The organism is Azoarcus sp. DD4, from assembly GCF_006496635.1.
Lineage (GTDB): Bacteria > Pseudomonadota > Gammaproteobacteria > Burkholderiales > Rhodocyclaceae > Azoarcus.
In genome coordinates this window covers 3,250,084-3,271,751 of the sequence record NZ_CP022958.1, presented here as the reverse complement: position 1 = coordinate 3,271,751, position 21,668 = coordinate 3,250,084, and the positions used below count along the sequence as shown (strand labels likewise).

The 21,668-nt window shown below is 67.7% G+C and carries 20 protein-coding genes and 1 riboswitch; of the genes, 7 read left to right on the top strand and 13 right to left on the bottom strand.

From position 1 onward, the window contains the following. Positions 1-86 precede the first annotated feature (86 nt). The 6 genes from CJ010_RS15130 to CJ010_RS15105 all read right to left on the bottom strand — a co-directional run bounded on the left by CJ010_RS15130 (position 87) and on the right by CJ010_RS15105 (position 8,864). Positions 87-992: a diguanylate cyclase gene (locus CJ010_RS15130; protein WP_141018804.1), complete on the bottom strand. Its 906-nt coding sequence runs from the start codon at positions 990-992 to the stop codon at positions 87-89. Then, the gene (locus CJ010_RS15125) at positions 989-4,045 is read right to left on the bottom strand and encodes a response regulator (RefSeq protein ID WP_141018803.1); all 3,057 of its coding nucleotides are present in this window, start codon (positions 4,043-4,045) and stop codon (positions 989-991) included. The genes CJ010_RS15130 and CJ010_RS15125 overlap by 4 nt, the downstream gene beginning before the upstream one ends. Next, positions 4,042-4,581, bottom strand: coding sequence for a YfiR family protein (locus CJ010_RS15120; protein ID WP_141018802.1), 540 nt, complete (start codon positions 4,579-4,581; stop codon positions 4,042-4,044). Before CJ010_RS15120 ends, CJ010_RS15125 begins: the two co-directional genes overlap by 4 nt. 18 nt (positions 4,582-4,599) lie before the next feature. Next, positions 4,600-6,840 carry a TonB-dependent siderophore receptor gene (locus tag CJ010_RS15115; protein WP_240794376.1) on the bottom strand — a complete coding sequence of 747 codons (2,241 nt, stop codon included), beginning with the start codon at positions 6,838-6,840 and terminating at the stop codon, positions 4,600-4,602. Positions 6,841-7,166: 326 nt separating this feature from the next. Next, complete coding sequence (cysK, locus tag CJ010_RS15110) at positions 7,167-8,147, bottom strand: cysteine synthase A (RefSeq protein WP_141018801.1); 981 nt, start codon at positions 8,145-8,147, stop codon at positions 7,167-7,169. A 21-nt stretch (positions 8,148-8,168) separates the two neighbouring features. Next, a complete protein-coding gene (locus tag CJ010_RS15105; RefSeq protein ID WP_141018800.1) occupies positions 8,169-8,864 on the bottom strand; it encodes an alpha/beta hydrolase in 696 nt (231 codons plus the stop codon). Between CJ010_RS15105 and CJ010_RS25175 the strand changes: the two genes are divergently transcribed. After that, a complete protein-coding gene (locus CJ010_RS25175; protein ID WP_168224968.1) occupies positions 8,863-9,033 on the top strand; it encodes a hypothetical protein in 171 nt (56 codons plus the stop codon). The genes CJ010_RS15105 and CJ010_RS25175 overlap by 2 nt on opposite strands. A 36-nt stretch (positions 9,034-9,069) precedes the next feature. Next, positions 9,070-9,903: an EAL domain-containing protein gene (locus CJ010_RS15100; protein ID WP_141018799.1), complete on the top strand. Its 834-nt coding sequence runs from the start codon at positions 9,070-9,072 to the stop codon at positions 9,901-9,903. On the opposite strand, the gene CJ010_RS15095 is transcribed toward CJ010_RS15100, so the two are convergent. From CJ010_RS15095 to CJ010_RS15065, 7 genes are all read right to left on the bottom strand, one after another. Then, on the bottom strand, positions 9,900-12,086 hold the full coding sequence (locus CJ010_RS15095) for a TonB-dependent receptor (RefSeq protein WP_141018798.1): 2,187 nt from the start codon (positions 12,084-12,086) through the stop codon (positions 9,900-9,902). The genes CJ010_RS15100 and CJ010_RS15095 overlap by 4 nt on opposite strands. Positions 12,087-12,248: 162 nt before the next feature. Continuing rightward, positions 12,249-12,448: riboswitch (cobalamin riboswitch) on the bottom strand. A 91-nt stretch (positions 12,449-12,539) separates the two neighbouring features. Next, positions 12,540-13,877 (bottom strand): phenylacetate--CoA ligase family protein, encoded by a 1,338-nt coding sequence (locus CJ010_RS15090; protein WP_141018797.1) that lies wholly within the window; start codon positions 13,875-13,877, stop codon positions 12,540-12,542. Between the two features lie 22 nt (positions 13,878-13,899). Beyond that, positions 13,900-14,598 (bottom strand): thioredoxin fold domain-containing protein, encoded by a 699-nt coding sequence (locus tag CJ010_RS15085; protein WP_141018796.1) that lies wholly within the window; start codon positions 14,596-14,598, stop codon positions 13,900-13,902. A gap of 17 nt (positions 14,599-14,615) precedes the next feature. Beyond that, the gene (locus CJ010_RS15080; RefSeq protein WP_141018795.1) at positions 14,616-15,428 is read right to left on the bottom strand and encodes an ABC transporter permease; all 813 of its coding nucleotides are present in this window, start codon (positions 15,426-15,428) and stop codon (positions 14,616-14,618) included. Between the two features lie 122 nt (positions 15,429-15,550). Then, positions 15,551-16,342, bottom strand: coding sequence for an ABC transporter ATP-binding protein (locus tag CJ010_RS15075; RefSeq protein ID WP_141018794.1), 792 nt, complete (start codon positions 16,340-16,342; stop codon positions 15,551-15,553). A gap of 34 nt (positions 16,343-16,376) precedes the next feature. After that, a complete protein-coding gene (locus tag CJ010_RS15070) occupies positions 16,377-17,402 on the bottom strand; it encodes an ABC transporter substrate-binding protein (protein ID WP_141018793.1) in 1,026 nt (341 codons plus the stop codon). 52 nt (positions 17,403-17,454) lie between these two features. After that, positions 17,455-17,742 (bottom strand): hypothetical protein, encoded by a 288-nt coding sequence (locus tag CJ010_RS15065; RefSeq protein WP_141018792.1) that lies wholly within the window; start codon positions 17,740-17,742, stop codon positions 17,455-17,457. Between CJ010_RS15065 and CJ010_RS15060 the strand changes: the two genes are divergently transcribed. From CJ010_RS15060 to CJ010_RS15040, 5 genes are all read left to right on the top strand, one after another. Beyond that, positions 17,733-18,119 carry a DUF2325 domain-containing protein gene (locus CJ010_RS15060; protein WP_141018791.1) on the top strand — a complete coding sequence of 129 codons (387 nt, stop codon included), beginning with the start codon at positions 17,733-17,735 and terminating at the stop codon, positions 18,117-18,119. The two genes, CJ010_RS15065 and CJ010_RS15060, sit on opposite strands and share 10 nt — an antisense overlap. Positions 18,120-18,194: 75 nt before the next feature. After that, positions 18,195-18,410 (top strand): molybdopterin-binding protein, encoded by a 216-nt coding sequence (locus tag CJ010_RS15055; RefSeq protein ID WP_141018790.1) that lies wholly within the window; start codon positions 18,195-18,197, stop codon positions 18,408-18,410. Between the two features lie 25 nt (positions 18,411-18,435). After that, a complete protein-coding gene (locus tag CJ010_RS15050; protein ID WP_141018789.1) occupies positions 18,436-19,395 on the top strand; it encodes a sulfonate ABC transporter substrate-binding protein in 960 nt (319 codons plus the stop codon). Positions 19,396-19,429: 34 nt separating this feature from the next. After that, complete coding sequence (ssuD, locus tag CJ010_RS15045; RefSeq protein WP_141018788.1) at positions 19,430-20,635, top strand: FMNH2-dependent alkanesulfonate monooxygenase; 1,206 nt, start codon at positions 19,430-19,432, stop codon at positions 20,633-20,635. Positions 20,636-20,658: 23 nt separating this feature from the next. Beyond that, positions 20,659-21,645, top strand: coding sequence for an aliphatic sulfonate ABC transporter substrate-binding protein (locus CJ010_RS15040; protein WP_141018787.1), 987 nt, complete (start codon positions 20,659-20,661; stop codon positions 21,643-21,645). Positions 21,646-21,668: the final 23 nt, after the last annotated feature.

Genomic DNA, 21,668 nt, shown 5'->3' with positions numbered 1-21,668 from the left:
TCCAGCATACCCGAAGCCGGCTGTCCGCCGCCAAGTGGAAAACCGCGCCTGCGGCCGGCGAGCGGTGTCGGCCGGGCGGCGCGGCGTTAGGCCAGCCAGACGACGCGGTTGCGGCCTTCCGCCTTGGCGCGGTAGAGCATGCTGTCGGCGGCTTCGACCAGGGCAAGCGCCGGCGCCTGGAAGTCCTCGCTGGTGGCGCCACCGATGGACACCGTGAGGTGGGGCGCAATCGCCGAATATTCATGGGGAATGCAAAGGGTTTCGACCGCACGGCGTACGGTTTCGGCCAGCTCGCGCGCTCCGGCGGCCCCGGTGCCGGGGAACAGCATCACGAACTCCTCGCCGCCGTAGCGCGCGACGAAGTCGGTGGATCGGTGCGGACCGCCCGACAGCGCCTTGGCGACGGCCTTCAGCGCCTGGTCGCCGCGGGCGTGGCCGTAATGGTCGTTGTACTGCTTGAAGTAGTCGACGTCGAGGATGGCCAGCGACATCGGGCCGGTGCCGCGCCCCGCGCGTCGCCATTCGCGTTCCAGCACTTCCTCGAAGCGCCGCCGGTTGTCGATCTCGGTCAGGCAGTCGCGGCCGGCCAGGGTTTCGAGCATCTTGCGCTGGCGGACGAAGCGCAGGTGGTTTTCGACCCGCAGGCGGACGATGCCGGGGTGGAAGGGCTTGATGATGTAGTCGGCCGCACCGAGGTCCAGGCCGATCTCCTCGTCGTCGACCGAGTTCAGCGAGGTGATGAAGATCACCGGAACGTCCTTGGTGGCGTCGTTGCCCTTGAGACGGCGCAGGACGTCGTGGCCGCTCATGCCCGGCATCATGACGTCGAGCAGGATCAGGTCGATGCCGGTGTCGGCCTGCATGCGTTCGAGCGCCTGCTCGCCGCTCTTGGCGACGACCACGTCGTGATGCACCTCGAGCAGCTCGGAGAGCAGCTTGCGATTGATGCGCTCGTCGTCGACGACCAGGATTCTCTGTCGTTCCAGCATCATGGCTTCCTTTCGAATCGTGCCAGCAGGTCGTGCACCCGCGCATGGGCGGTTTCGAATTCGACATCTTCGATCGCGGCCAGGATGGCCTCGATTTCGGCGCCGTGGCCCTGCAGCCTGGCCACCGGCGCGATGGCTTCGATCGCTCGCTCGGCGCGCGAACTGCCGCTGCTGAGGAGTTCGGCCGCGTGTTCCAGCGCGGCGATGAGCGTCTCGCCGTCGTCTTGCGTAGCTTCCGGCGTCGGCAGCCTGTCCGGCATTTCGGTCGCGCGGGCGAAGTGTGCGGCCAGCGCCGCGCACAGGTCGTCGAGCGCACGGGCGAAGGGTGGCAAGGCTTCGGTAGCGGCAAGGTGCTTGTTCTGGCGCAGCGCGTCTTCAAGGCGGGCGGCGACGGGCTGCAGTTCCACGGCGCCGAGGGCCGCGGCTACGCCCTTCACGGTATGGGCCACGCGCGCGGCGGACTGCCACTGGCCGCCCTCCACCTGCGCTTCGATCTGCTCGGCGTCGCCTGCATGCCCCTTGAGAAACGCCCGCAGCAGGTCCAGGTAGAGGCGGGTCGATCCGCCCACGCGCTTGAGCCCCTCCGATACATCCAGCGCCTCAATGGCCGGTAGTTCGTGGGCGGCAGTGGTGTCGGCCACCGCAACATCGGCCACCGCATCGAGTGGGCGCTCGGCGGGCTGGATCCAGCGCATCAGGGTGGCTTCGAGTTCGGCAGGATCGATCGGTTTGGTCAGGTGATCGTCCATGCCGGCTGCCAGGCTGCGCTGCCGGTCGGCGTCCAGCGCGTGGGCCGTCATCGCGACGATGGGCGTGTGCAGGCCCTGCGCGCGGATGAGGCGGGTAGCCTCCAGCCCGTCCATGCCCGGCATCTGCACGTCCATCAGGATCAGATCGTAGTCGCCGCGACAGGCCTGCTCCATGCCGTCGCGGCCGTTGATGGCGATGTCGACATGCAGCCCGGCCTGCTGCAGGAACTCGGCCGCCACCTGCTGGTTGATCGGGTTGTCTTCCACCAGCAGCACGCGTGCGCCGCGGATGCCCGCCATGCCCGGCGGCGGCAGTTCGGCGAACAGCAGTTCGTCCGGGTCGGCGTGGTGCGCGTGGCCGAGCACCTTGAGCAGGGAGTTGAACAGCAACGATGGTCCGACCGGTTTGGTGAGGATGCCGTCCAGCCCGGCGCCGTGCTCGGCGTCCTGCAGGGCATGGTCCTTGTCGTAGGCCGCCATCAGCAGGATGCGCGGCGGTGTGCGCAGGCTGCAATCCTGCTTGATCCGGCGCGCGGCTTCGATGCCGTCCAGGCCAGGCATGTGGCGGTCCATCAGCACCACCGCATAGCCGGGCTCGCCGGCGGCTTCGCGTTCCCTGATCCTGGCGATGGCTTCATCTCCACTGGCGGCGGTCTCTGCGACAAAGTGAAAGCGTTCGATCGTCGCGCGCAGCATCGTGCGCGCGGTGGCGTTGTCGTCGACCACCAGCACCGCCTTGTGATGGAGTTCGGCAGGCGCCAGGTAATGGCGCTCCCGTGCCCCGGCGACGGTGCCGAAGGTGATGACGAACGAGAATGTACTGCCTTGCCCCGGTCTGCTGTCGACTTCCAGCGATCCCGACATCATTTCGATGAGCTGTTTCGAGATCGCCAGGCCGAGGCCGGTACCGCCGAAGCGCCGCGTGATCGAGCCGTCGGCCTGGTGAAAGGACTGGAACAGGCGACTGCGCTGGGCCTCGTCGATGCCGATGCCGGTGTCGGTGATGGCGAAACGGATGCGCAGCGCGTCCTCCGTCCTGTCGATCAGCCGGCAGGCCACCACGACCTCGCCACGTTCGGTGAATTTGACAGCGTTGTTGCCGAGGTTGATCAGGATCTGGCTCAGCCGCAGCGGATCGCCGCACATGCGGTCGGGGATGTCCGGATCGAGCGACAACAGGACGTCCAGACCCTTTTCGGCCGCCTTGACGGTGATGATGTTGGCGAGGTTGTCGAGCACGTCGTGCAGCGTGAACGGGATGTGCTCGAGGTGCAGCTTGCCGGCCTCGATCTTCGAGAAGTCGAGAATGTCGTTGATGATGCCGAGCAGTGCCTGCGACGAGCCGCGGATCTTGCGCAGGTAATCGCGCTGCTGCGGCGACAGCTCGGTGCGCAGGGCGAGGTGCACAAGACCGATCACGGCGTTCATCGGCGTGCGGATCTCATGGCTCATCCGCGCGAGGAAATCGGACTTGGCGCGGCTGGCCTGCTGGGCCTCGGCGGTGGCGATGGACAGTTCGCGCGTGCGCTGGGCGACGAGCTCTTCCAGGTGCAGGCGATACTGGTTCAGCTCGCGATCGCGCGCCTGCAGCGTGTCCATCATGCTGTTGAGGCCGTGCGCGAGGCGGGCGATCTCGTCGTTGCCGCGTACGTCGAGACGCTCGTCGAGCGCCGCGTTCGAGGACATGCGCGACAGGAGGGCACTGATGCGCTCGATCGGCGCCGACAGGCGGTGCGCCATCCGCGCCGCGAGCCACAAGGACAGGATCAGCGCCAGCAGCAGGGAGGTGGCGGTCTCGAGCGCGAGGCTGCGTTCGGTCTGGCGCATGGCGTCGAGCGAGGCGACCAGCTCCACCCAGGCCTGGCCGTTGTCGCCGCTGCGCACCGGCGCATGCACCATCAGCCAGCCTTCGGCGAAGTGCGCGTCGCCGCTGCCGTCGCGCACCGCGGGCGAGGGCGGCATCGGCGGCGCGTCGTCACGGGTGTATTCGGCGAACACCCTGCGCTCCGGGCCGGCCAGCAGGCGGGCCCGCAGGATGAAAGGGTTGACCTGCACCACGGCCAGCAGGCGGCCGGCTTCGGCATGGTCCTGGAAGGCGAGTGCGGCCTCGCTGTTGGTGGCGATGAGACGGGCCTGGGCGCTCAGCGAGTCGGCCCACTCGTTGCGGATCAGGCGCTGCTGCTGATGGATGATGAGCGCGAAGACCAGCACCACGCCGAACAGCAGGCCGGCCACCGAGAGCACCATGAGCTTGCCGCGGATGGTTTCCGGGTGTAGCAGGTCGGTGAAGGAGCGGGGCATGCTCATGGCGTCACCACCCGGGCGAGGCGCAGCAGCTGGGCGTTGAACTCGATACCGAGCTTCTGGCCCGCGGCGCGGTTGATCAGGATGGCGATCGCGCCCTCGGTGCCGACCGCGAATTCGACCATGCCGCCGGCGCGGGCAAAGCCTTCGATGTCCGAAACGGTGACCACCGGATAGCCGCTCAGGCGCCGCAGCACGGTGTCCAGATCGTCGGCCTCGCTGCGGCTGATGAACACGAACTCGCAGCTGGCGGCCTCCTTGCCGGCATCGATGAACCTGAGCCTGACCGGGCGGCCGTCGATGGGGGACGCCGCCAGCTTCTGCAACGCGTTGCCGAACGGATTGCTGCCCAACAGGCACATGCCGAGCGGCGTGCCGCGGTCGGTATCCGGCCGGTACACGAAGGGCGGCAGCTTGAAGAACAGGGCCGCCTTCAGCGCGTATTCCGGCACCGGCGTGCCTTGTGCGAAACCGGGCGGCGCAAGCAGGGCCGCCAGGCAGGCAAGCGTGCCCAGGGTGTGACGGAGTGTCCGCTTCATGGCTGCAGCGCCGACCGCTCAGAACCGGTATTCAAGCGAAACCATCCAGCTGCGGGCCTGTTGCGGCATGCTCCAGAAGGTACGGCTGCCCGAGCCGTGCGCGGCGTAGTAGCGCTCGTCGAAAAGGTTGTAGACGTCCATCCACAGCGTGGCCTTGCCGTCGAACAGCTTGTGCCAGCCGACATGCAGGTTCACCACCGTGTAGCCGTCCGTCCGGCAGCGTTCGGGCGCACCGTCGGCGCTGCACGACTGCGGCAGCTGCAGTGCGGGCGAGGGCGCCTGCTTGCGGCCGTTGGTGGTGTCGCCGATCACCAGCAGCTGGGGCGTGATGCTGAGGATGTCGTGGTAGCGGAAGGTTGTGCCGAGCTTGAATTTGCGCTCTGCCACATGGGAAATCTCCCATTCCACGCCATCGCCTTCGTCGATGCGTCCATGGATCCAGCTCGCGCTGCCCCACAGGTCGCCGGACCACGCCCCGTCGAGCTTGAAGCGCCATTGCGCCATCAGGTCGAGGCCGTACTGGCGCTGCACGCCGGCGTTGCCCTTGGTTTCCGGATTGACCAGCACCGCACCGGGAATCGCATGGGTGTCGGCGGAGGGCTGGGTGACGATCAGACGCTCGACGCGGCTATGGTAAAGGTTGGCCACGAAGTTGAAGTTGGTCCGTGGCCGCCAGTCCCAGGTCAGGCTGGTGGTCCGCGCCTCTTCCGGATCGAGGTTGAAGTTGGGGATGCGGAAGCCGGTGCCGCGGTAAAGGCCGTTCTCGGTGGAGCCGTCGAAGATCCCGAAGGAACTCAGCGATTCTTCCGGCGAGGGTGCGCGGAAGGCTTCGCCGTAGAGCACCTTGAGCACGTGCTGCGGATTGACCCGCCACACGGCACCCAGCCGCGGATTGGCCGTCTGGCCGTAGTCGGAATGCCTGTCCAGGCGCACGCCGACCATGGTGGAGAAGGCCTGGCTCCACTCGGACTGGAGCTGGGCATACATCGACAGGTTTTCGAAGGAGGCGTCGTAGATTCGCAGCGGCAGCGTGGTGTTGGGATAGTAATAGCCCTGGCTGCCGGCGCCGCGGTCGGTGTCGTAGGGCGCGGGCAGCGACGCCGTTTCGATCGCGTAGTGCTTCTGGTAGCCCAGCCCGGCCTGTACGCGATGGGTGTCGTCGACGCGCCAGTTGAGGTTGTTCTCGATGCCGATGCGCTCGCCGAGCACGTAGGAATAGCCGGGGGTGAAGTTGTTGTAGCTGTTGTTGTAGCGGGAGTCCGGATCCACTTCCATGCGCGAATAGTCCACCACCAGCTCGCCGGAAAGATCCGGATCGAGCATGTAGCGGTACTTGCCATAGGTGGTCTCGCTGGTCGTCGTCCAGTGCGCATCGGTGAGATAGAGCGCGGTGGCCGGGGGGTCGCCGGTGCTGGTCAGGCTGCGGAACACGTTGCGGTAGTAGCCGAAGCTCAACTGCTCGCCGACGTCGAGCCGTGCGAACAGGCTGCTGCTGGCGATGTCGCCGACGTAGTCCTCGCGCGCGGCGGCCGGCACCACCGTGGTGTTGCCGGCCCTGGCGTCCACCTTGCGGAATTCGTCGGGGTAGTAGTTGTCCAGCGGCGCGCGGTCGGAGCGCTGGCGGTGGCCGCCGACGGTGAAGGCGAGTCCCTGGCCGTTGTAGCCGGCCATGAACGAGGCCTCCTGGGTGTCGAAGTCGCCGGCACCGGCCTGGACCCACGATCCCGGCAGATTGCCGGCGCGGTCGGTGATGATGTTGATCACGCCCGCCACCGCGTCCGCGCCATACAGCGCCGCCGCCGGACCGTAGAGGAATTCCACCTGCTTGGCGTGATAGAGCGCCAGGTTCTCGGCGATCGGCATGTTGCCGCCCGAGGGATGGCCTATCCGCACACCGTCGAGCATGATCACCAGCCGGCTGGGGCCGAGATAGCCCTGCACCGCGAACTGGTTGTACTGGGAGGATTTGGTGCCGCGCTGGAAGTCTACGCCCGGCATGTCCTCGAGCAGGTCGGCGAGGTTCTTGTAGCGCCGCTCGCGGATCTGCTCGCGGGTGACGACGATGATGTGCGAGGGCGTCTGGTCGCGCGTCTCGGACTGGCGCGATGCGGTGATGATGGGCGTCTCGATGAGCTGGGTCAGCGACAGCGACATCAGCTTGTCGAGATCGGCATCGGACGGACCGGCCGCGCGTGACGACGGCGCATGCGAAAGACAGGCGAGCGTGAGGCAGCCGGCCAACAGATGCACCTTCGGCATGGTCCCTGAACCTGGAGTCTTCATTCGCGCGTTATCGCCCGATGCGGCACCCCGCAGGGTGTCCGTGGATGGATTGTTCTTGTTCGATGTTGCGATGATGAATCCCTCACCGCGCGTTCGACCGGATACGACAGCTGTATTTCAGGTGCCGGGCGTCGAGATACATCAAAAATGCTACAAAAGCAATCCAGCGGGCATGCGACCGCGCCGCTACGCGCCGCGCATGCCGCGTGGCCGGGGCGTTCCGGGCCGCAAAAGAAAAGCGCCGTGCCTGCCACGCGGGGTGGCCGGGCACGGCGCCAGGGGCGCTCAGGCAGTCGGTGCGATCAGCTCGTCGGCAAGCCTGCCGCGTCGAACACGCCTTCGAACAGGATGGAGCTGAGGTAGCGTTCGCCCGAATCCGGCAGCACCACCACGATGGTCTTGCCGGCGTGCTGCGGATCGCGCGCCAGGCGGACCGCGGCCGCTACTGCGGCACCGCTGGAGATGCCGGACAGGATGCCTTCCTCGCGGGCGAGGCGGCGGGCGTAGTCGACCGCATCCTCGTTGCTCACCGTCTCGACCTGGTCGACCAGCGTGAGGTCCAGCACTTCCGGCACGAAGCCGGCGCCGATGCCCTGGATCTTGTGCGGCGCGGGCTTGAGTTCCTGGCCGGCGAGCTTCTGGCTGAGGATGGGGCTGGCGGTCGGCTCCACCGCCACCGACAGCACATTCTTGCCGCGCGTCTTCTTCAGGTAGCGGCTGACGCCGGTGATGGTGCCGCCGGTGCCGACGCCGGAGACGAAGATGTCGACCGTGCCTTCGGTGTCGTTCCAGATTTCCGGGCCGGTGGTTTCTTCATGGATGGCCGGGTTGGCCGGGTTCTTGAACTGCTGCAGCAGTACGTAGCGCGAAGGATCGGAAGCGGCGATCTCTTCCGCCTTGGCGACCGCACCGCTCATGCCCTTCGGGCCTTCGGTCAGCACCAGCTTGGCGCCGTAGGCGAGCAGCAACTTGCGGCGCTCGATGCTCATGGTTTCCGGCATGGTCAGCGTCAGCGGAATGCCGCGTGCCGCGCAGACGAAGGCCAGCGCGATGCCGGTGTTGCCCGAGGTGGGTTCGACGATTTCCTTGCCGGGGCCGAGCAGGCCGCGCTTTTCCGCGTCCCAGATCAGCGCCGCGCCGAGGCGGCACTTGACCGAGTAGCCCGGATTGCGGCCTTCGATCTTGGCGAGGATGGTGGCCGGCGCGCCGTCGGTCACGCGATTGAGGCGGACGAGCGGGGTGTGGCCGATGGAGCGGGCATTGTCTGCATACCAGGTGGTCATGGCGGGTCCTTGTGGGTGTGGTTATTGGAACGGAGCCGGGGGCAGTGCGGTGTCGCCGCCAAGGTGGGCGTCTGGCCTGCATCCGGGTGACGGGAGAATATCAAACGCGCCTGCCTTGCGGGTCAGCCGCGACGCGGGCCGGCCTGCGATAGGACGGGGCGGCGCTGCGCCGGGTGGCGGTTGGACATGCGTGCTGCCGACGGCGACGCCGCCCAGCAGGGATTCGTACAGGGCATAACCCTCGGGCCAGGGCCCGAAGCCGGAATCGACGTTGATGTGGCCCTTGGCGCCGACGTCGACGAAGCGGCTGCCCCAGCGGGCGGCCCAGGTCTGCGCAGTATTCAGGCTGACCCAGGGATCGTTGGTGCTGCCGACCACGATGCTGTCGAAGCCGAGTGCCGCGACCGGCAGAAGTGCTTCGACGCCGAACTTGGCCGGATCGGCCGGCGCCACCAGCAGCGTGGCGGCGATGCGGTCGCGCCTGTGCACCGAGGCCGCCACCGAGGCGAGGCAGCCGAAGCTGTGGGCGACCAGCACGACGTCGCCGGCTGCGGCGTCGATGGCATCGATTACCTCTTCTGCCCAGATATCGAGCGCTGGCCGCGACCAGTCGGCCTGGTGGACGCGACGCGCTTGCGGCGTGATCGCTTCGAACCAGCTTTGCCAGTGGGTCGGACCGCTGCCGTGCAGTCCGGGAACGACGAGTGTGGTGGTCATGGCGAGCTACCTGGACACGATGTTGCACTGCAGTTTGCGCGCGCGCAGCACGGCGGCGAACGAAGATTTTCCGCATTGCATATTCGCCGAACGGCAAAACAAGGCTCCCGGCAAGTGCTGGAAAACATTGCAGATATTGTTGGTTTGGCGCGGATGGCCCGATCCTTAGACTGGCCTCCCCTGCATCCACACCGGGAGACTGGCCATGAACCGTGGCGACAAGGAGCGAGCCGACAGCGACGACTTCGAATGGCTGCCGCTCGACTGGCGGCCGGGTTTCAGCCTGCGGCGCGCCCCGGACGGTGGCGTGCTCGGCCGCTTCTACGGCGCCGAGCTGTCCAGCATCTACCAGCCGGTGGTGGATGCCGCCGATGCGCGCCGGGTCGGGCGCGAGGCCTTCGTGCGCAGTCACGCCAACGGCGACCTCAGCCTGTCGCCCTGGAGCCTGTTCTCCATGGTGGCCGACGACGCGGTGCTGGTCGGTCTCGACCGCCTGTGCCGCACCCTGCATGTGCTCAACGATCCGCTGGCCGGCGTCGCCGAGGCGGCCGACGAGCTGCTCTTCCTCAACGTCCACGGCCGCTTGCTGGCAGCCGTGAGCGAGGACCACGGCCACGCCTTCCGTCGCATCCTCGACCTGGTGGACCGCCGGCTGGCGGCGCGGGTGGTGATCGAAACGCCGGAAGCGGCCTGCGCCGATCCGCGCCTGCTCGGCTTCGTGCTGGCCAACTATCGGCTCAACGGCTTCAAGGTTGCTGCCAACGTGCGCTCGCTGGCGGAACTGACCCGCCTGCTCGCGGAAGTGCGGCCCAACTTCGTCAAGGTCGATGCGCGCCATCTGCGGCTGGCGGACTATGCCGCCTTCGCCGAACTGGCGCTGTCGCATTCCGCGCGGCCGGTGTTCATCCGGGTCGAGCGGTCCGAGCAGCGTGCCGTGCTGGCGACGGTAGCGGGCGCCTGGGCGCAGGGCTTCGCCTACGGCGAGGTCGACTTGCCCCGGTCGGTGCAACTGCCGCGCCGCAGCGTGCTGGCCGCCTAGAAGCTCACTCGCAGGCCGACGCGCAGGGTGCGCGGTTCGAGCGGATGCACCAGGCGGCCGTCGATCGCCGAGCCGCTGCCGCAACCGTCCAGGCCCGCCATGGCCTCGCCACGGGTGCAGGCGCCGCCCCAGTACTCGATGTCGTTGGCGCGTTTGTCGAACAGGTTGAGCACGTCCAGCGTCGCCTCGATCTGCTTGCTCACCCGGTAGCCGAGCTTGAGGTTGGCCATCCAGAACGCGGTGGATTTCTCCGCGCCGGTCTCCTCCAGGTCGTAGGCGCCGAGGTAGCGCAGGCGCAGGCCGCCAAACCACTTGCCGCCGTCATCCACGCTGAGGCCGAGCGAGGCGGTGAGCGGAATCGCGTTGGGCACGCGGCGGCCGCCGTTATCCGGGTTGGCGTCCTGGAAGCGGGCGCGCGACCAGGCGACGTCGGCATCGACGATCAGCCATGGCGTGGGGGCGAAGTAGTTGGACCACTCCACGCCGTGGCGGCGCGAGGCGCCCTTGGGTTCGGTGATGCCCTCGTCGCCGACGAACACCAGCTCGGAATCCAGCGTCATGCGCCACACCGACAGGCTGGTGTTCCAGCCCGGCAGCGGCGCCGCGCGCACCCCAAGTTCGCTGCCGCGCGCCTTGACGATCAGCGGCACGCGTTCGGCCGCGCTGCCGTCCTGCGGATTCGTCCGCGCCGTGGCGCCGCGCACGTCGTTGCTGTGGAAGCCGTGGCCCCAGTTGGCGTAGAACTCGGTCTGGCCGAGCAGTTCGAAGGGGCCGAGCACCACGCCGAGCTTGGGGCTGGTCTGGCGCGCTTCGGTATGGCCGCCGTTGTCCATGTTGAAGGTGCCGGCGAGCGCGCTGGCGCGGGCGTGGATCTCGTCGTAGCGCACGCCCAGCCCGGTGCGCAGCCACGGCGTCCATTGCGTCCGGGTATCGACGAAGACGCCGACCGCGGTCTCGGTGATGCGGTCCTCGCGGACCACCTCGGTGCGCTGGCGATTGACCGTGTTGTAGAGGCCGACCTTGTCGATGCGGTCCTGGCGCAGCTGCGCGCCGACGGCGAGTTCGGTGTCCTTCCACTGCGGGCCGAGGAACCAGCTGCGGCGCAGTTCGCCGCCCCACTGCACGCGGTCGTCGGCCTGTTCGTGCTGGTCGCCCTGCAGGCCGCTGATGTAGCCCGACGGCGCCGAATACAGGTTGAGGCCGTAATCGACCACATAGGCGCTGGCGCGGGTGGTGCCGGTGGAATCGCTGCGCGCCCATTCGCCGGCCAGGCTGTAGCGGTGCGTCTTGCCGCCGTCCTTCTGGCTGAGGGTGTCGTAGCGGTCGATCTCGCCGCTGTCGATTGCGCGCTCCGGCACATGCTCGGAGGCGGTCCAGTCGGCGCGGTAGAACATGCCGGTGATGGCGAAACCGTTGGCCGCGGTGCCGGAGGACAGCCGCAGCAGCGCGTTCTTCTTCACCAGGTTTTCCGGCTGATCCCAGGGGCCATCGTTGCCGGTGAATTCCACCGCGGCGAGCAGGCGCAGGTCGTCGTTGAGCGCGGTGCTGCCGGCGGCGAGCAGACGGCGGTAGTTGTTCTGGCCGAAGCCGAACTCGACGAAGGGCGCATCGAGCTCGCGGACGTAGTCGATGCGGGCGCTGCCGCTGGTGGCGAAGTCGCCGTCCTCGGCGCCATACACGCCTTTGCGGTACTTCACGCTGGAAATCAGCTCCGGGATCAGGAAGTTGAGGTCCATGTAACCCTGGCCGTGGGCGTGCGAGGCCATGTTGATCGGCATGCCGAGCACATGGGTGGAGAAGTCGCTGCCGTGGTCGAGGTTGAAGCCGCGCAGGAAGTACTGGTTGGCCTTGCCGTCGCCGGAATGCTGGGTCACCACCATGCCGGGTACCGCCTCCATGACCTCGGCCGGGCGCAGCAGCGGGCGGGTGGCGAGCTGCCCGGCGGTCACCGTGCCTTCGCTGGCCGAATCCGCGACGCCTATCAGGTCCTTGCCGTCGGTGGCGACGGTTACTTCCTGCAGGGTCGGGATGCCGGCGCCGAAGGCGGGCAGGGCGCATCCCGACAGCAGTGCGAAACTGAGCGATCGCAGCGTGGCGGGCAGCAGCGCACCGGTACGCAGGAGGGCGTTGAGCGCGGTTTCGTTATGGGCGCAGGCGCCGGGCGCCAGGGGGTAGCAATGCACGACTCGTCTCCGTTGTGGGGGGCGGAGCATCGTCGGCGGCGGTCCGGGGCGCGAAACGCGCGCGGCAACGGCCTGGCCGGTGGCCGGGCGAACACTGCCGCTACGAACGTATCGCAGGAAAAACACGCGCAACCTCTGCCAGGGACACCCCGCCCCGTCTGTTTCAAGGATGGACGTTGCGGCAGGTCTCCTGGCTCTCGGGTCGTCGCGCTTCGCCCGCCTTCCCGGAACGCATCCAGTGGCATGGGGTGGCGAAGCGCTCGCCGATTACAGTTGCGGGGGCAGCGCCGGAATTCGAGCAGGGCTCGGCACCGGCTTCCCATTTAATCCCCGGGCGGGGAACCTTCAACGGCGGCGAGTGTAGGTGGCGCGGCCGCGGACGGTCAAACCTTTTTCGTCGCCGCGGGCAAGCGGCGACGGATCAAGGACGCAGGCGTTTGGCCGGCTCGTCGCTCAGGCAGTCCACACCTGGCCGCGGCGGTCTTCCACCCGCTTCGCCTTGTGGGTGGCGCGCGGCAGGGTGTCGGGGTCGAGCACCGCGATGTGGGCGCCGACGCCGGTGATCGCCTTGACGCGGTGGGCGAGGCGGTCGGCAAGCGCGTCGGCTGTGCCGGGGAAGGCGGCGGCGCGCTCGACCTCGATGGTGAGGCGGTCGAGGTGGTCGATGCGCTCGATCACCAGCCGGTATTCGCCGCTGAAGTCGTGGTCCTTGCGCACGATGGCCTCGACGTCGCTCGGGAAGATGTTCACCCCGCGCACGATCAGCATGTCGTCGCGGCGCCCATGCACGCCGAGCAGGCGCTGGCTGGTGCGACCGCAGGCGCAGGGCTCATCGGTGAAGCTGACGATGTCGCCGGTGCGGAAGCGGATCAGCGGGCGGGCGCGCTTCTTCAGCGTGGTCAGCACCATTTCGCCGCGTTCGCCGGGGGCGACCGGCTCGCCGGTCTCGGGATCGAGCACTTCGACCAGGATGTGGTCTTCCGCCCAGTGCAGGCCGTCCTTCTCCTCGCACATGCCGGCGCAGGAGCCGAAGATGTCCGACAGGCCGTAGTAGTCGTACACCTCGGCGCCCCACAGCGCCTCGATGCGGGCGCGGGTCTCGGGAATGGAGCCGCCGGGCTCGCCGGCGACGAAGATGCGCTTCACCGCCAGATCCTTCTTCGGGTCGATGCCTTCCTTTTGCGCGGTCTCGCCCAGGTACCAGGCGTAGGACGGCGTGGTCCAGATCGCGGTGGCCTGGAACTGGCGCAGGATGGCGAGCAGGCGCTCCGACGGCACCGTGCCGGCGTGGATGCTGAGCGCGCCGAGCTTCTGCGCGCCGAGCACGCAGGGGCCGCCGATGAAGAGCGAAAAGTTGAGCGAGTGCGCGTAGCGGTCTTCCGGACGCAGGCCGGAAGACCAGAACTGGCGCGCCTCGTAGGCTATCCAGTCGTCGAAATCCTGCTGGGTGAAGGGCGACACCGTGGGCACGCCGGTGGAGCCGGACGAGGCCGACACATACACCACCTCGCGTTCCGGCACCGCGGCGAGGTCGCCGAGCAGCGGCTTCGCTTCCTGGCGTTCGCGCAGGATCTTCTTGTCGATGGTCGGGAAGCGCTGCAGGTCGGCGAGTGTCTTCAGGTCTTCCGGCTTCACGCCGGCGGCGTCGAAGCTGCTGCGGTAGTAAGGCGAGTTGTCGTAGGCGTGCTTCAGATGCGTCTTCAGCAGGCCGAGCTTGAGCGCGTTCCAGTCGGCGCGGCTCTGGGTTTCGAGTTGCGGGTCCCAGTACTTGCGGTCGTTCGCGTGCGTCATCGGTATTCCTGTGTGCGGTGGTTCAACTGCCCTTGCGCGCGGCGGGCTTCCAGGCGGAGAAAGGGGCTTCCTCGTAGCCGGCTTCGCGCACGTAGCGGCCGAGGCGCAGCCAGTCCGCCAGCGCCAGCGTGTTGCCGACCTGGCGCGCCACCGGGATGCCGTCGAGGTCGTAGAACACCACCGTCGGCAGCGCATACACCCGCTGCGCGTGGGCGAATTCCGCCTGGTTGGTGGGCTTGCCGTCGAAGTCGCGCAGCGCGGTGGGTTCGTCCGCCATCACGCTGGCGACAACGAAGTCGCGCTGGTAGTCGCGGCGCAGGCCGGCGTCCTTGAAGCTGGTGGCGCGCAGGCGGGCGCAGTCGCTGCAGCCGTTCATCTCGTAAAGCACCGCCACGCCGTGCTTGCCATCCTTGCGGGCCTGGGCGAGCGCCCTGGCGAGATCGGCGGTGGGCGGGAAGAACCCGTCGTCGTGCTTGGCCGCGGTGGTGGCCGGTGCGGCGCTGGCTGCGCCGACGCTGCCATCGGCGAAGAGCGCGGCGAGCAGCAGCAGGATGCCGATCAGGCCTATCCACAGGCTGCGCTCGAGCAGGCCTTCGCGCTCGGCGGTGAAGTCCGCGGGCGGCAGCGGTTCGCCCGGGATGGCATCGGGAAGCGGGTTGGGCAGCTCGGGCACCGTCGCGTCGGCAAAGGGGCTGCGATGTGGGCGATGGGGCTTGGACATGGCGGTCTCCCTGGCGATCAGCGCAGCCAGAACAAGGCGCGATGGCGCAGGGCGTCGAGCAGGCTCATCACCGCCCAGGTCACCGCGCCGGTGTAGAGGATGCCGGCGACCATGCGCGGGTAGTCGGCGAAGTCGGCGTAGTACTGCACGAAGCGGCCCAGCCCGGCGTTGGCGCCGAAGAGTTCGGCCACCGTCAGCAGGATGAAGGAGAAGCCCAGGCCCACCGCCATGCCGGAGAAGACGTGCGGCAGCGCGGCCGGGAAGATCACCTTGCGCAGGGTTTCCAGCCGGCCGAAGCCGAGCACGCGGGCGTTGTCGCGGTGGCGGCCTTCCACCGCCAGCGCACCGGCGGCGGCGTTCTGGAAGATCGGCCAGAAGGCGCCGACGAAGACTACGAAGGTGGCCGACAGGTGGAAGGTTGGCAGCACCGCGATCGCGTAGGGGATATAAACCGTCGGCGGCACCGGCGCGGCGACCTTGGCGAACGGGAAGAAGGCCCGCGCCAGCCGCGGCGTGGTACCGGCAGCCAGCCCGAGCGCGACGCCCAGCACCAGCGCGGCACCGAAACCCGGGATGAGGATGAGGAGGGACGACACGGTGCCGCGGCCGAGTTCCGGCAGCGAATCCCACAGTGCCTGCAGCACGGTGATCGGCGGCGGCAGCAACGGGTTGCCGCTGCCGGCGAGCGCGCTGCCGATCGCCTGCCAGATGGCGACGAGCACGGCGGCGAAGGCCCACGGTTCCCAGGCGAAGGGGAGGCGGAAGCGGGGCGCTGCGGGCTCGGCGGCCGGGGTGGTGGGGTGGTCAAGCGCGGTTTGTTGGGCGCTCATGGGGTGCTCCAGAAATTCAGTGGGCGTGCCGTGTGTCTCCCTCCCCTTGAAGGGGGAGGAACAGAACCCACGGCGCGCGTTGTGTTGGTGCTCAAATACCGCGACGCTCAGTACCTGACCGCTCAAACCACCTCCAACCCCGCCAGCGTGTCCGCATCCAGCGCCTCCGCGATCCGCTCGCGCAGTTCATGGAACGCTGTCTCGCCGAACAGCGCCGCGCGTTTGCGCGGCCGCGCGAACGGCACCACGTGCTCGGCGATGATCCGCCCCGGCGAGGCGCCCATCACCACCACGCGGTCGGCCAGCAGCAGGGCTTCGTCGACGTCGTGGGTGACGAACACCACGGTGCGGCGCGGGCGGCCGCGTTGCCAGACCTCGATCAGCAGGTCCTGCAGCCTGGCGCGGTTGATCGGGTCGAGCGCGCCGAAGGGTTCGTCCATCAGCAGGAAGGGCGATTCCAGCGCCAGCGCGCGGGCAATCGCGGCGCGCTGCTGCATGCCGCCGGACAGCTCGAACGGATGGCGCGGGGCGGCGTCGCCGAGGCCGACGCGCTCCAGGTGTTCCCAGGCGCGCTGGCGGCGCTCGGCGCGGCCGAGGCCGGGGTGAGACTTGGCCACGGCTTCGGCGACGTTGTCCGCTACCGTCATCCACGGAAACAGCGCGTAGTGCTGGAACACCACCGCGCGGTCCGGGCCGGGGCCGGCCACCGGCTTGCCGGCGGCGGCAACGCGGCCGCGGTTGGGCTTCTCCAGCCCCGCGATCAGCCGCAGCAGGGTGGATTTGCCGGAGCCGCTGGGGCCGAGCAGGGCGACGAACTCGCCCTCGGCCACGTTCAGCTCGATGCCGCGCAGGATCTCGCGCTCGCCGTAGGCGAAGGCCAGGCCTTCGACGCGCAGGCTGTTGCCGGTTGTCATCACACTCTCCCTGCGGACGGCCGTGCAGCGACGATCACAGCACGTTCCTTTCCTGTTCCGCCTTCAGCTTCTGCTTCCAGAACGGGTCGTTCGGCTGTTCCTTGGCGAGGCCCTGCAGCGCACGGTGGTAGGGATCGAGCGCGAACGCCGGCTGCAGCGGGCGGCTACCCTCGATGAATTCGGAGGACACCATGGTCGTCCAGAACTTCTGCGTGCCCTTCACGTTGGGGTCGGTGCCCTGTTCCAGGTGCGGCGAGTAGTAGCCCTGCTCGAGGATGTCGCGGTCGAGCTTCACGTACTTCTGAATGGAATCGATGGTTTCCTTGCGGTTCTGCGCGGCGAACTTCTCGGCCTTCAGGATGGCGCGCAGGAAGCGATCCCAGGTGTCGCCTTCCTTCAGCCGCTCGGACTTCACCACCAGGCGGCAGCACGGATGGCCGGGTTGCAGCTCGCCGGTGCGGATCACCACTTTCAGGCCCTGGCGTTCGGCGCGGATGTCGTGCGGGCCCCAGGTGACGCCGGCATCGACCTGGCCGGACTTCACCGCCTCCAGCACCGCCGGCGGGCTCTTCAGTTCGAAGATCTCGACGTCCTTCTTCCAGTCGATCTTCTGGTCCTTGAGCGCCGCGCGCAGCACCGCGTCGCCGGTGGCGAGGCGGATGGTGGCGATCTTCTTGCCCTTGAGGTCTGCGACGTTGCGGATCTTGTCGGCGTTTTCCGGCTTCACGATGATCGCCGCGTCTTCGCCCATGATGCCGCCGATGATCTTGAGATCGGCGCCGCGCGAGTAATGCACCAGCGGCGCGGTGGTGCCGAAGGCGCCGATGTCCAGCTTGTTGGCGACCACCGCGTTGAGGCCGTCGGCGGAATTGACGAATTCCACCAGTTCGACGTCCAGCCCTTCCTGCTTGAAGAAGCCCTGTTCCTTGGCGACGAAGAACTTGGCATGGCCGGTGACCGGCAGGTAGCCGACCTTGATCGATTCGGCAATCGCGGCGCCGGAGGCGAACGCAAAGGCAAGCGCGGCGAGGCCGGCGCGGACGAGCGGTTTGGTACGCATGAAAACTCCCTGGTTCGGATCGGATTCGATGTCCGCCGTATTGGCGGCGGCATCACTGGCGAAAAAGCTTAGTTTCCGGGCCGTCGCCCACGAACCAATAAAAAGGGAATTCCATATCGGTATTCCGCATATCGAATTCTTTTGTCTGGCGGCATGCCGGAATCTTGCTCGAATGCACAGCGATTGGCGGAATTTCCAATGTCGCGGAATAAGCAACGCAATAAATAGTATTGGCTCCGGATAAATCCCCTGCTGCAAATTGGCTGCCAGAGCGATGGCTGTGCTGCCCGATGGCGGGTGCGCAGGCCGCAGAGACAACGGGAGGCAAGGATGAAAGCAAGCGCAACGCGGGCCCTGGTGGTGGGTGCGGACCGGGTCGACGCGATCCGGGCGGAACTCGAGCAATCGGCCCATCTTGGCGTGACCCGCACCGAGCACTGGTCCGGCCGCCAGGTGGGCGACAACCGCCGGGCGATCCCGAGCGACACCCGTTTCGTGGTGGTGCTGTGCGACCGCATCAACCACGACCTCCTCTACAGCGTACGCCGCCAGGCCGAGAGCCGCGGCGTGCCGGTGGTGTATTGCCGTCATTCGCTGGTGGACATGCGCGACAAACTCGCGCGTTTCGTGGTGCCGGCCGAATCGGACTGCATCGCGGTCGATTGTCCGGTACGTAAGGAAAAGGCTGCCGGCAGCCGCCGGAAGGCACGGCATTGAGTACTTCATTTCCCGCTCGCGAGGAGCGGGTCTAATTGATTCAGATATCGATATTATTTTTTTGGAAATAGCGTCATGTCCATTCATTCGATCAACGTCCGCAATCAATTCCGCGGCAAGGTGAAGGAAATCATCAACGGCCCGGTGGTCTCGGAAATCGACGTGGAGACGCCCCACGGCATCGTCACTTCCGTCATTACGACGCGCTCGGTGCAGGAGCTGCAACTGAAAGTCGGCAGCGAGGTGATTGCGCTGGTGAAGTCGACCGAAGTGTCGATCGCCAAGGTCTGAGCGCATTCAAGGGAGAGAAAACAACATGAGCCATGCAAACAATCGCCGCCGCTTCATCCGCTTTGCCGCCGCGGCTGCCGGCCTCGCCGTGCTGTCCGCCGGCCCGGCCCATGCGCAGCAGAAGGAAATCCGCATCGGCTGGCAGAAGGGTTCCACGCTGTCCATCGTTAAGGCGCGCGGCAACCTCGACGCCCGTCTCAAGGCCGAAGGCGTGAAGGTGACGTGGACCGAATTCCCCGCCGGGCCGCAGATGCTGGAAGGGCTCAACGTCGGCAGCATCGACATCGGCGTGGTCGGCGAGACGCCGCCGGTGTTCGCCCAGGCCGCGGGTGCGGATCTGGTCTATGTCGGCAACGAGCCGCCTGCGCCGCGCGCCGAGAAGATCCTGGTGCCCAAGGATTCGCCGATCAAGTCGCTGGCCGAACTCAAGGGCAGGAAGGTGGTGCTCAACAAGGGCTCCAACGTGCATTACCTGCTGGTGAAGGCGCTGGAATCCGCCAAGCTCAAGTACAGCGACATCGAGGTGGTGTTCCTGCCGCCGGCCGATGCGCGCGCCGCCTTCGAGAAGGGCGCGGTCGATGCCTGGGCGATCTGGGACCCGTTCGGCGCCGCCGCCGAAGCGCAGATCGGCGCCCGCATCGTTGCCGACGGCAGCGGCATCGTGAACAACTACAACTTCTACATCGCCGCGCGCAGCTTCGTGCACAAGCATCCGGAAGTGCTGGCCTCGGCGCTGGTCGCGATCAACGAAACCGGCACCTGGGTGGGCGCCAACCAGCAGGACGCCGCCGCCATCGTCGCGCCGCAGATCGGCCTGCCGGTGGAGGTCGCCGCGGTGTCGGTGTCGCGCTACGGCTACGGCGTGAAGCCGCTCACCAACGACGTGGTGAAGCACCAGCAGCAGATGGCCGACGCGCTGTTCGAACTGAAGCTCATCCCCAAGAAGCTGGACGTTGCCGGTGCCGTGTGGCGCCCGGCGCCCTGATTTCGCGCACGACGAATACCTGCGGAGCACACCCATGAGTCAGGACAACAAGCTCAACATCTTCTGGTTTCTGCCCACCCACGGCGATGGCCGCTACCTCGGCACCGCGCATCAGGCGCGCGCGGTGGATCACAACTACCTCAAGCAGATCGCCCAGGCGGCCGACAGCCTCGGCTATGGCGGCGTGCTGATACCCACCGGGCGCTCGTGCGAGGATTCCTGGATCGTCGCCTCCAGCCTGGTGCCGGTAACCCGCCATCTCAAGTTCCTGGTCGCGCTGCGCCCGGCGACGATTTCGCCGACGGTGGCGGCGCGTCAGGCGGCGACGCTGGACCGTCTGTCCGAAGGCCGGCTGCTGGTGAATGTAGTGGCGGGCGGCGACGCCTCCGACCTCGAAGCCGACGGCATCTTCCTCGACCATGACGAACGCTACGCGCACGCCGACGAATTCCTCGACGTGTGGAAGCGCCTGCTGTCCGGCGAGACGGTCGATTACGACGGCAAGCACATCAAGGTAAAGGGCGCGCGCCAACTCTTCCCGCCGCTGCAGCAGCCGCATCCGCCGCTGTTCTTCGGCGGCTCGTCGGACCGCGCCCACGACACCGCGGCCAGGCACGTCGAGCTCTACCTGTCGTGGGGCGAGGCGCCGGAAGAGGTGGCGAAGAAGTTCGCCGACGTGAGGAAACGCGCCGAGAAGGAGGGCCGCCAGGTGCGCTTCGGCGTGCGCCTGCATGTGATCCCGCGCGAAACCGAGGCGGCGGCGTGGCAGGCCGCGGACGAGCTGATCCGCTACCTCGACGACGACACCATCGCCAAGGCGCAGGCCTCGCTCGGCCGCATGGATTCCGAAGGCCAGCGCCGCATGCGCGAACTGCACGGCGGCGACCGCAGCAAGCTGGAGATCGCCCCCAACCTGTGGGCCGGCGTAGGACTGGTGCGCGGCGGCGCCGGCACCGCGCTGGTGGGCGACGGCAAGATCATCGCCGAGCGCATCAAGGAATACGCCGCGATCGGCGCCGACACCTTCGTGCTGTCGGGCTATCCGCACCTGGAAGAAGCGTACCGCTTCGCCGAACTGGTGTTCCCGCATCTGAACGTGGCGAACCCGCGCTTCGACACCGACGTGGCGGCGGGGCTGACCAACGCCACCGCCGGGAATCTGCGCAAGGCGCCGACGCTGGTAAGCCCGTTCGGGGAGATGGTGGCGAACGATCTTTATCCGAAGGCGTCGGCGAGTTGAGCCTAACCCCGACAGGATCGAACATGAGCATGCACAAGCCTAATCCCTTCTCCCCCACCCGCCGCCGCAGCCTCATCACCCTCGGCGGTCTCGCCTCCGCCGCGCTGCTGCCGTCCTTCGCCCGTGCGGCCTGGGACGGCAAGGCGGTGCGCATCGGCTACCAGAAGTCCTCCACCCTCACCGTGCTGGCCAAGGCGCGTGGGGCGCTCGACAAGCGTCTCGCGCCGCTGGGCCTCAAGACCGAGTGGTTCGAATTCACCAGCGGTTTGCCGCTGCTGGAAGCGCTCAATGTCGGCAGCATCGACTTCAGCGCCGATGTGGCCGACACCGTGCCGGTGTTCGCGCAGGCCGCCGGCGCGCGCCTGACCTATGTCGCACAGGAGGCGCCGTCGCCCACCGCGCAGGCCATTGTCGTGCCGGAAGTCTCGCCCATACGGTCGCTGGCCGACCTCAAGGGCAAGAAGATCGGCGTCGCCAAGGCCTCGGGCGCGCACTACCTGCTGATCGCCGCGCTTGCCAAGGGCGGGCTGTCGCCGCGCGACGTCGAAGTGGCCTACCTCACCCCGGCCGATGGCCGCGCCGCCTTCGAGAAGGGTGCGATCGATGCTTGGGCGATCTGGGATCCCTTCCTCGCCGGCGTGCAGCGCCAGTCCAAGGTACGGCGGCTCACCGGTGAGCCGGCGGTGGCGGAGTACAAGCGCTACTACCTCGCCGCCGACAGTTTCGCCGAGGCCCGGCCCGACGTGCTGGCGCTGATCTTCGACGAACTGAAGCAGACCGGACGCTGGGTCAAGGCCAACCCGAAGGAAGCGGCGGCGCAGCTCGCGCCGGTGTGGGGGCTGGACGCCGACACGGTGGAACTCGCCAACGGCCGCCGCAGCTACGACGTGCGCGCGGTGGCGGCGGACCAGCTCGGCGAGCAGCAGCGCATCGCGGACGCCTTCTTCGACGAGAAGCTGCTGCCGAAGAAGGTGGTGGCGACCGAGGTACGACTATGGAAACCGGCTTGATCCGGCGGGCGCCTCCGGCAGCA

Bases quoted from the DNA above. Each gene is read 5' to 3' on its own strand.
- CJ010_RS25175 (WP_168224968.1), top strand. From the start codon at position 8,863: ATGGCGAGCTACCTGGACACGATGTTGCACTGCAGTTTGCGCGCGCGC.
- CJ010_RS15100 (WP_141018799.1), top strand. From the start codon at position 9,070: ATGAACCGTGGCGACAAGGAGCGAGCCGACAGCGACGACTTCGAATGG.
- ssuD (WP_141018788.1), top strand. From the start codon at position 19,430: ATGAGTCAGGACAACAAGCTCAACATCTTCTGGTTTCTGCCCACCCAC.
- CJ010_RS15080 (WP_141018795.1), bottom strand. From the start codon at position 15,428: ATGAGCGCCCAACAAACCGCGCTTGACCACCCCACCACCCCGGCCGCC.
- CJ010_RS15085 (WP_141018796.1), bottom strand. From the start codon at position 14,598: ATGTCCAAGCCCCATCGCCCACATCGCAGCCCCTTTGCCGACGCGACG.
- CJ010_RS15115 (WP_240794376.1), bottom strand. From the start codon at position 6,840: ATGCCGAAGGTGCATCTGTTGGCCGGCTGCCTCACGCTCGCCTGTCTT.
- CJ010_RS15090 (WP_141018797.1), bottom strand. From the start codon at position 13,877: ATGACGCACGCGAACGACCGCAAGTACTGGGACCCGCAACTCGAAACC.
- CJ010_RS15050 (WP_141018789.1), top strand. From the start codon at position 18,436: ATGAGCCATGCAAACAATCGCCGCCGCTTCATCCGCTTTGCCGCCGCG.
- CJ010_RS15120 (WP_141018802.1), bottom strand. From the start codon at position 4,581: ATGAAGCGGACACTCCGTCACACCCTGGGCACGCTTGCCTGCCTGGCG.
- CJ010_RS15055 (WP_141018790.1), top strand. From the start codon at position 18,195: ATGTCCATTCATTCGATCAACGTCCGCAATCAATTCCGCGGCAAGGTG.
- CJ010_RS15075 (WP_141018794.1), bottom strand. From the start codon at position 16,342: ATGACAACCGGCAACAGCCTGCGCGTCGAAGGCCTGGCCTTCGCCTAC.
- CJ010_RS15070 (WP_141018793.1), bottom strand. From the start codon at position 17,402: ATGCGTACCAAACCGCTCGTCCGCGCCGGCCTCGCCGCGCTTGCCTTT.
- CJ010_RS15105 (WP_141018800.1), bottom strand. From the start codon at position 8,864: ATGACCACCACACTCGTCGTTCCCGGACTGCACGGCAGCGGTCCGACC.
- CJ010_RS15125 (WP_141018803.1), bottom strand. From the start codon at position 4,045: ATGAGCATGCCCCGCTCCTTCACCGACCTGCTACACCCGGAAACCATC.
- CJ010_RS15040 (WP_141018787.1), top strand. From the start codon at position 20,659: ATGAGCATGCACAAGCCTAATCCCTTCTCCCCCACCCGCCGCCGCAGC.
- CJ010_RS15060 (WP_141018791.1), top strand. From the start codon at position 17,733: ATGAAAGCAAGCGCAACGCGGGCCCTGGTGGTGGGTGCGGACCGGGTC.
- cysK (WP_141018801.1), bottom strand. From the start codon at position 8,147: ATGACCACCTGGTATGCAGACAATGCCCGCTCCATCGGCCACACCCCG.
- CJ010_RS15130 (WP_141018804.1), bottom strand. From the start codon at position 992: ATGATGCTGGAACGACAGAGAATCCTGGTCGTCGACGACGAGCGCATC.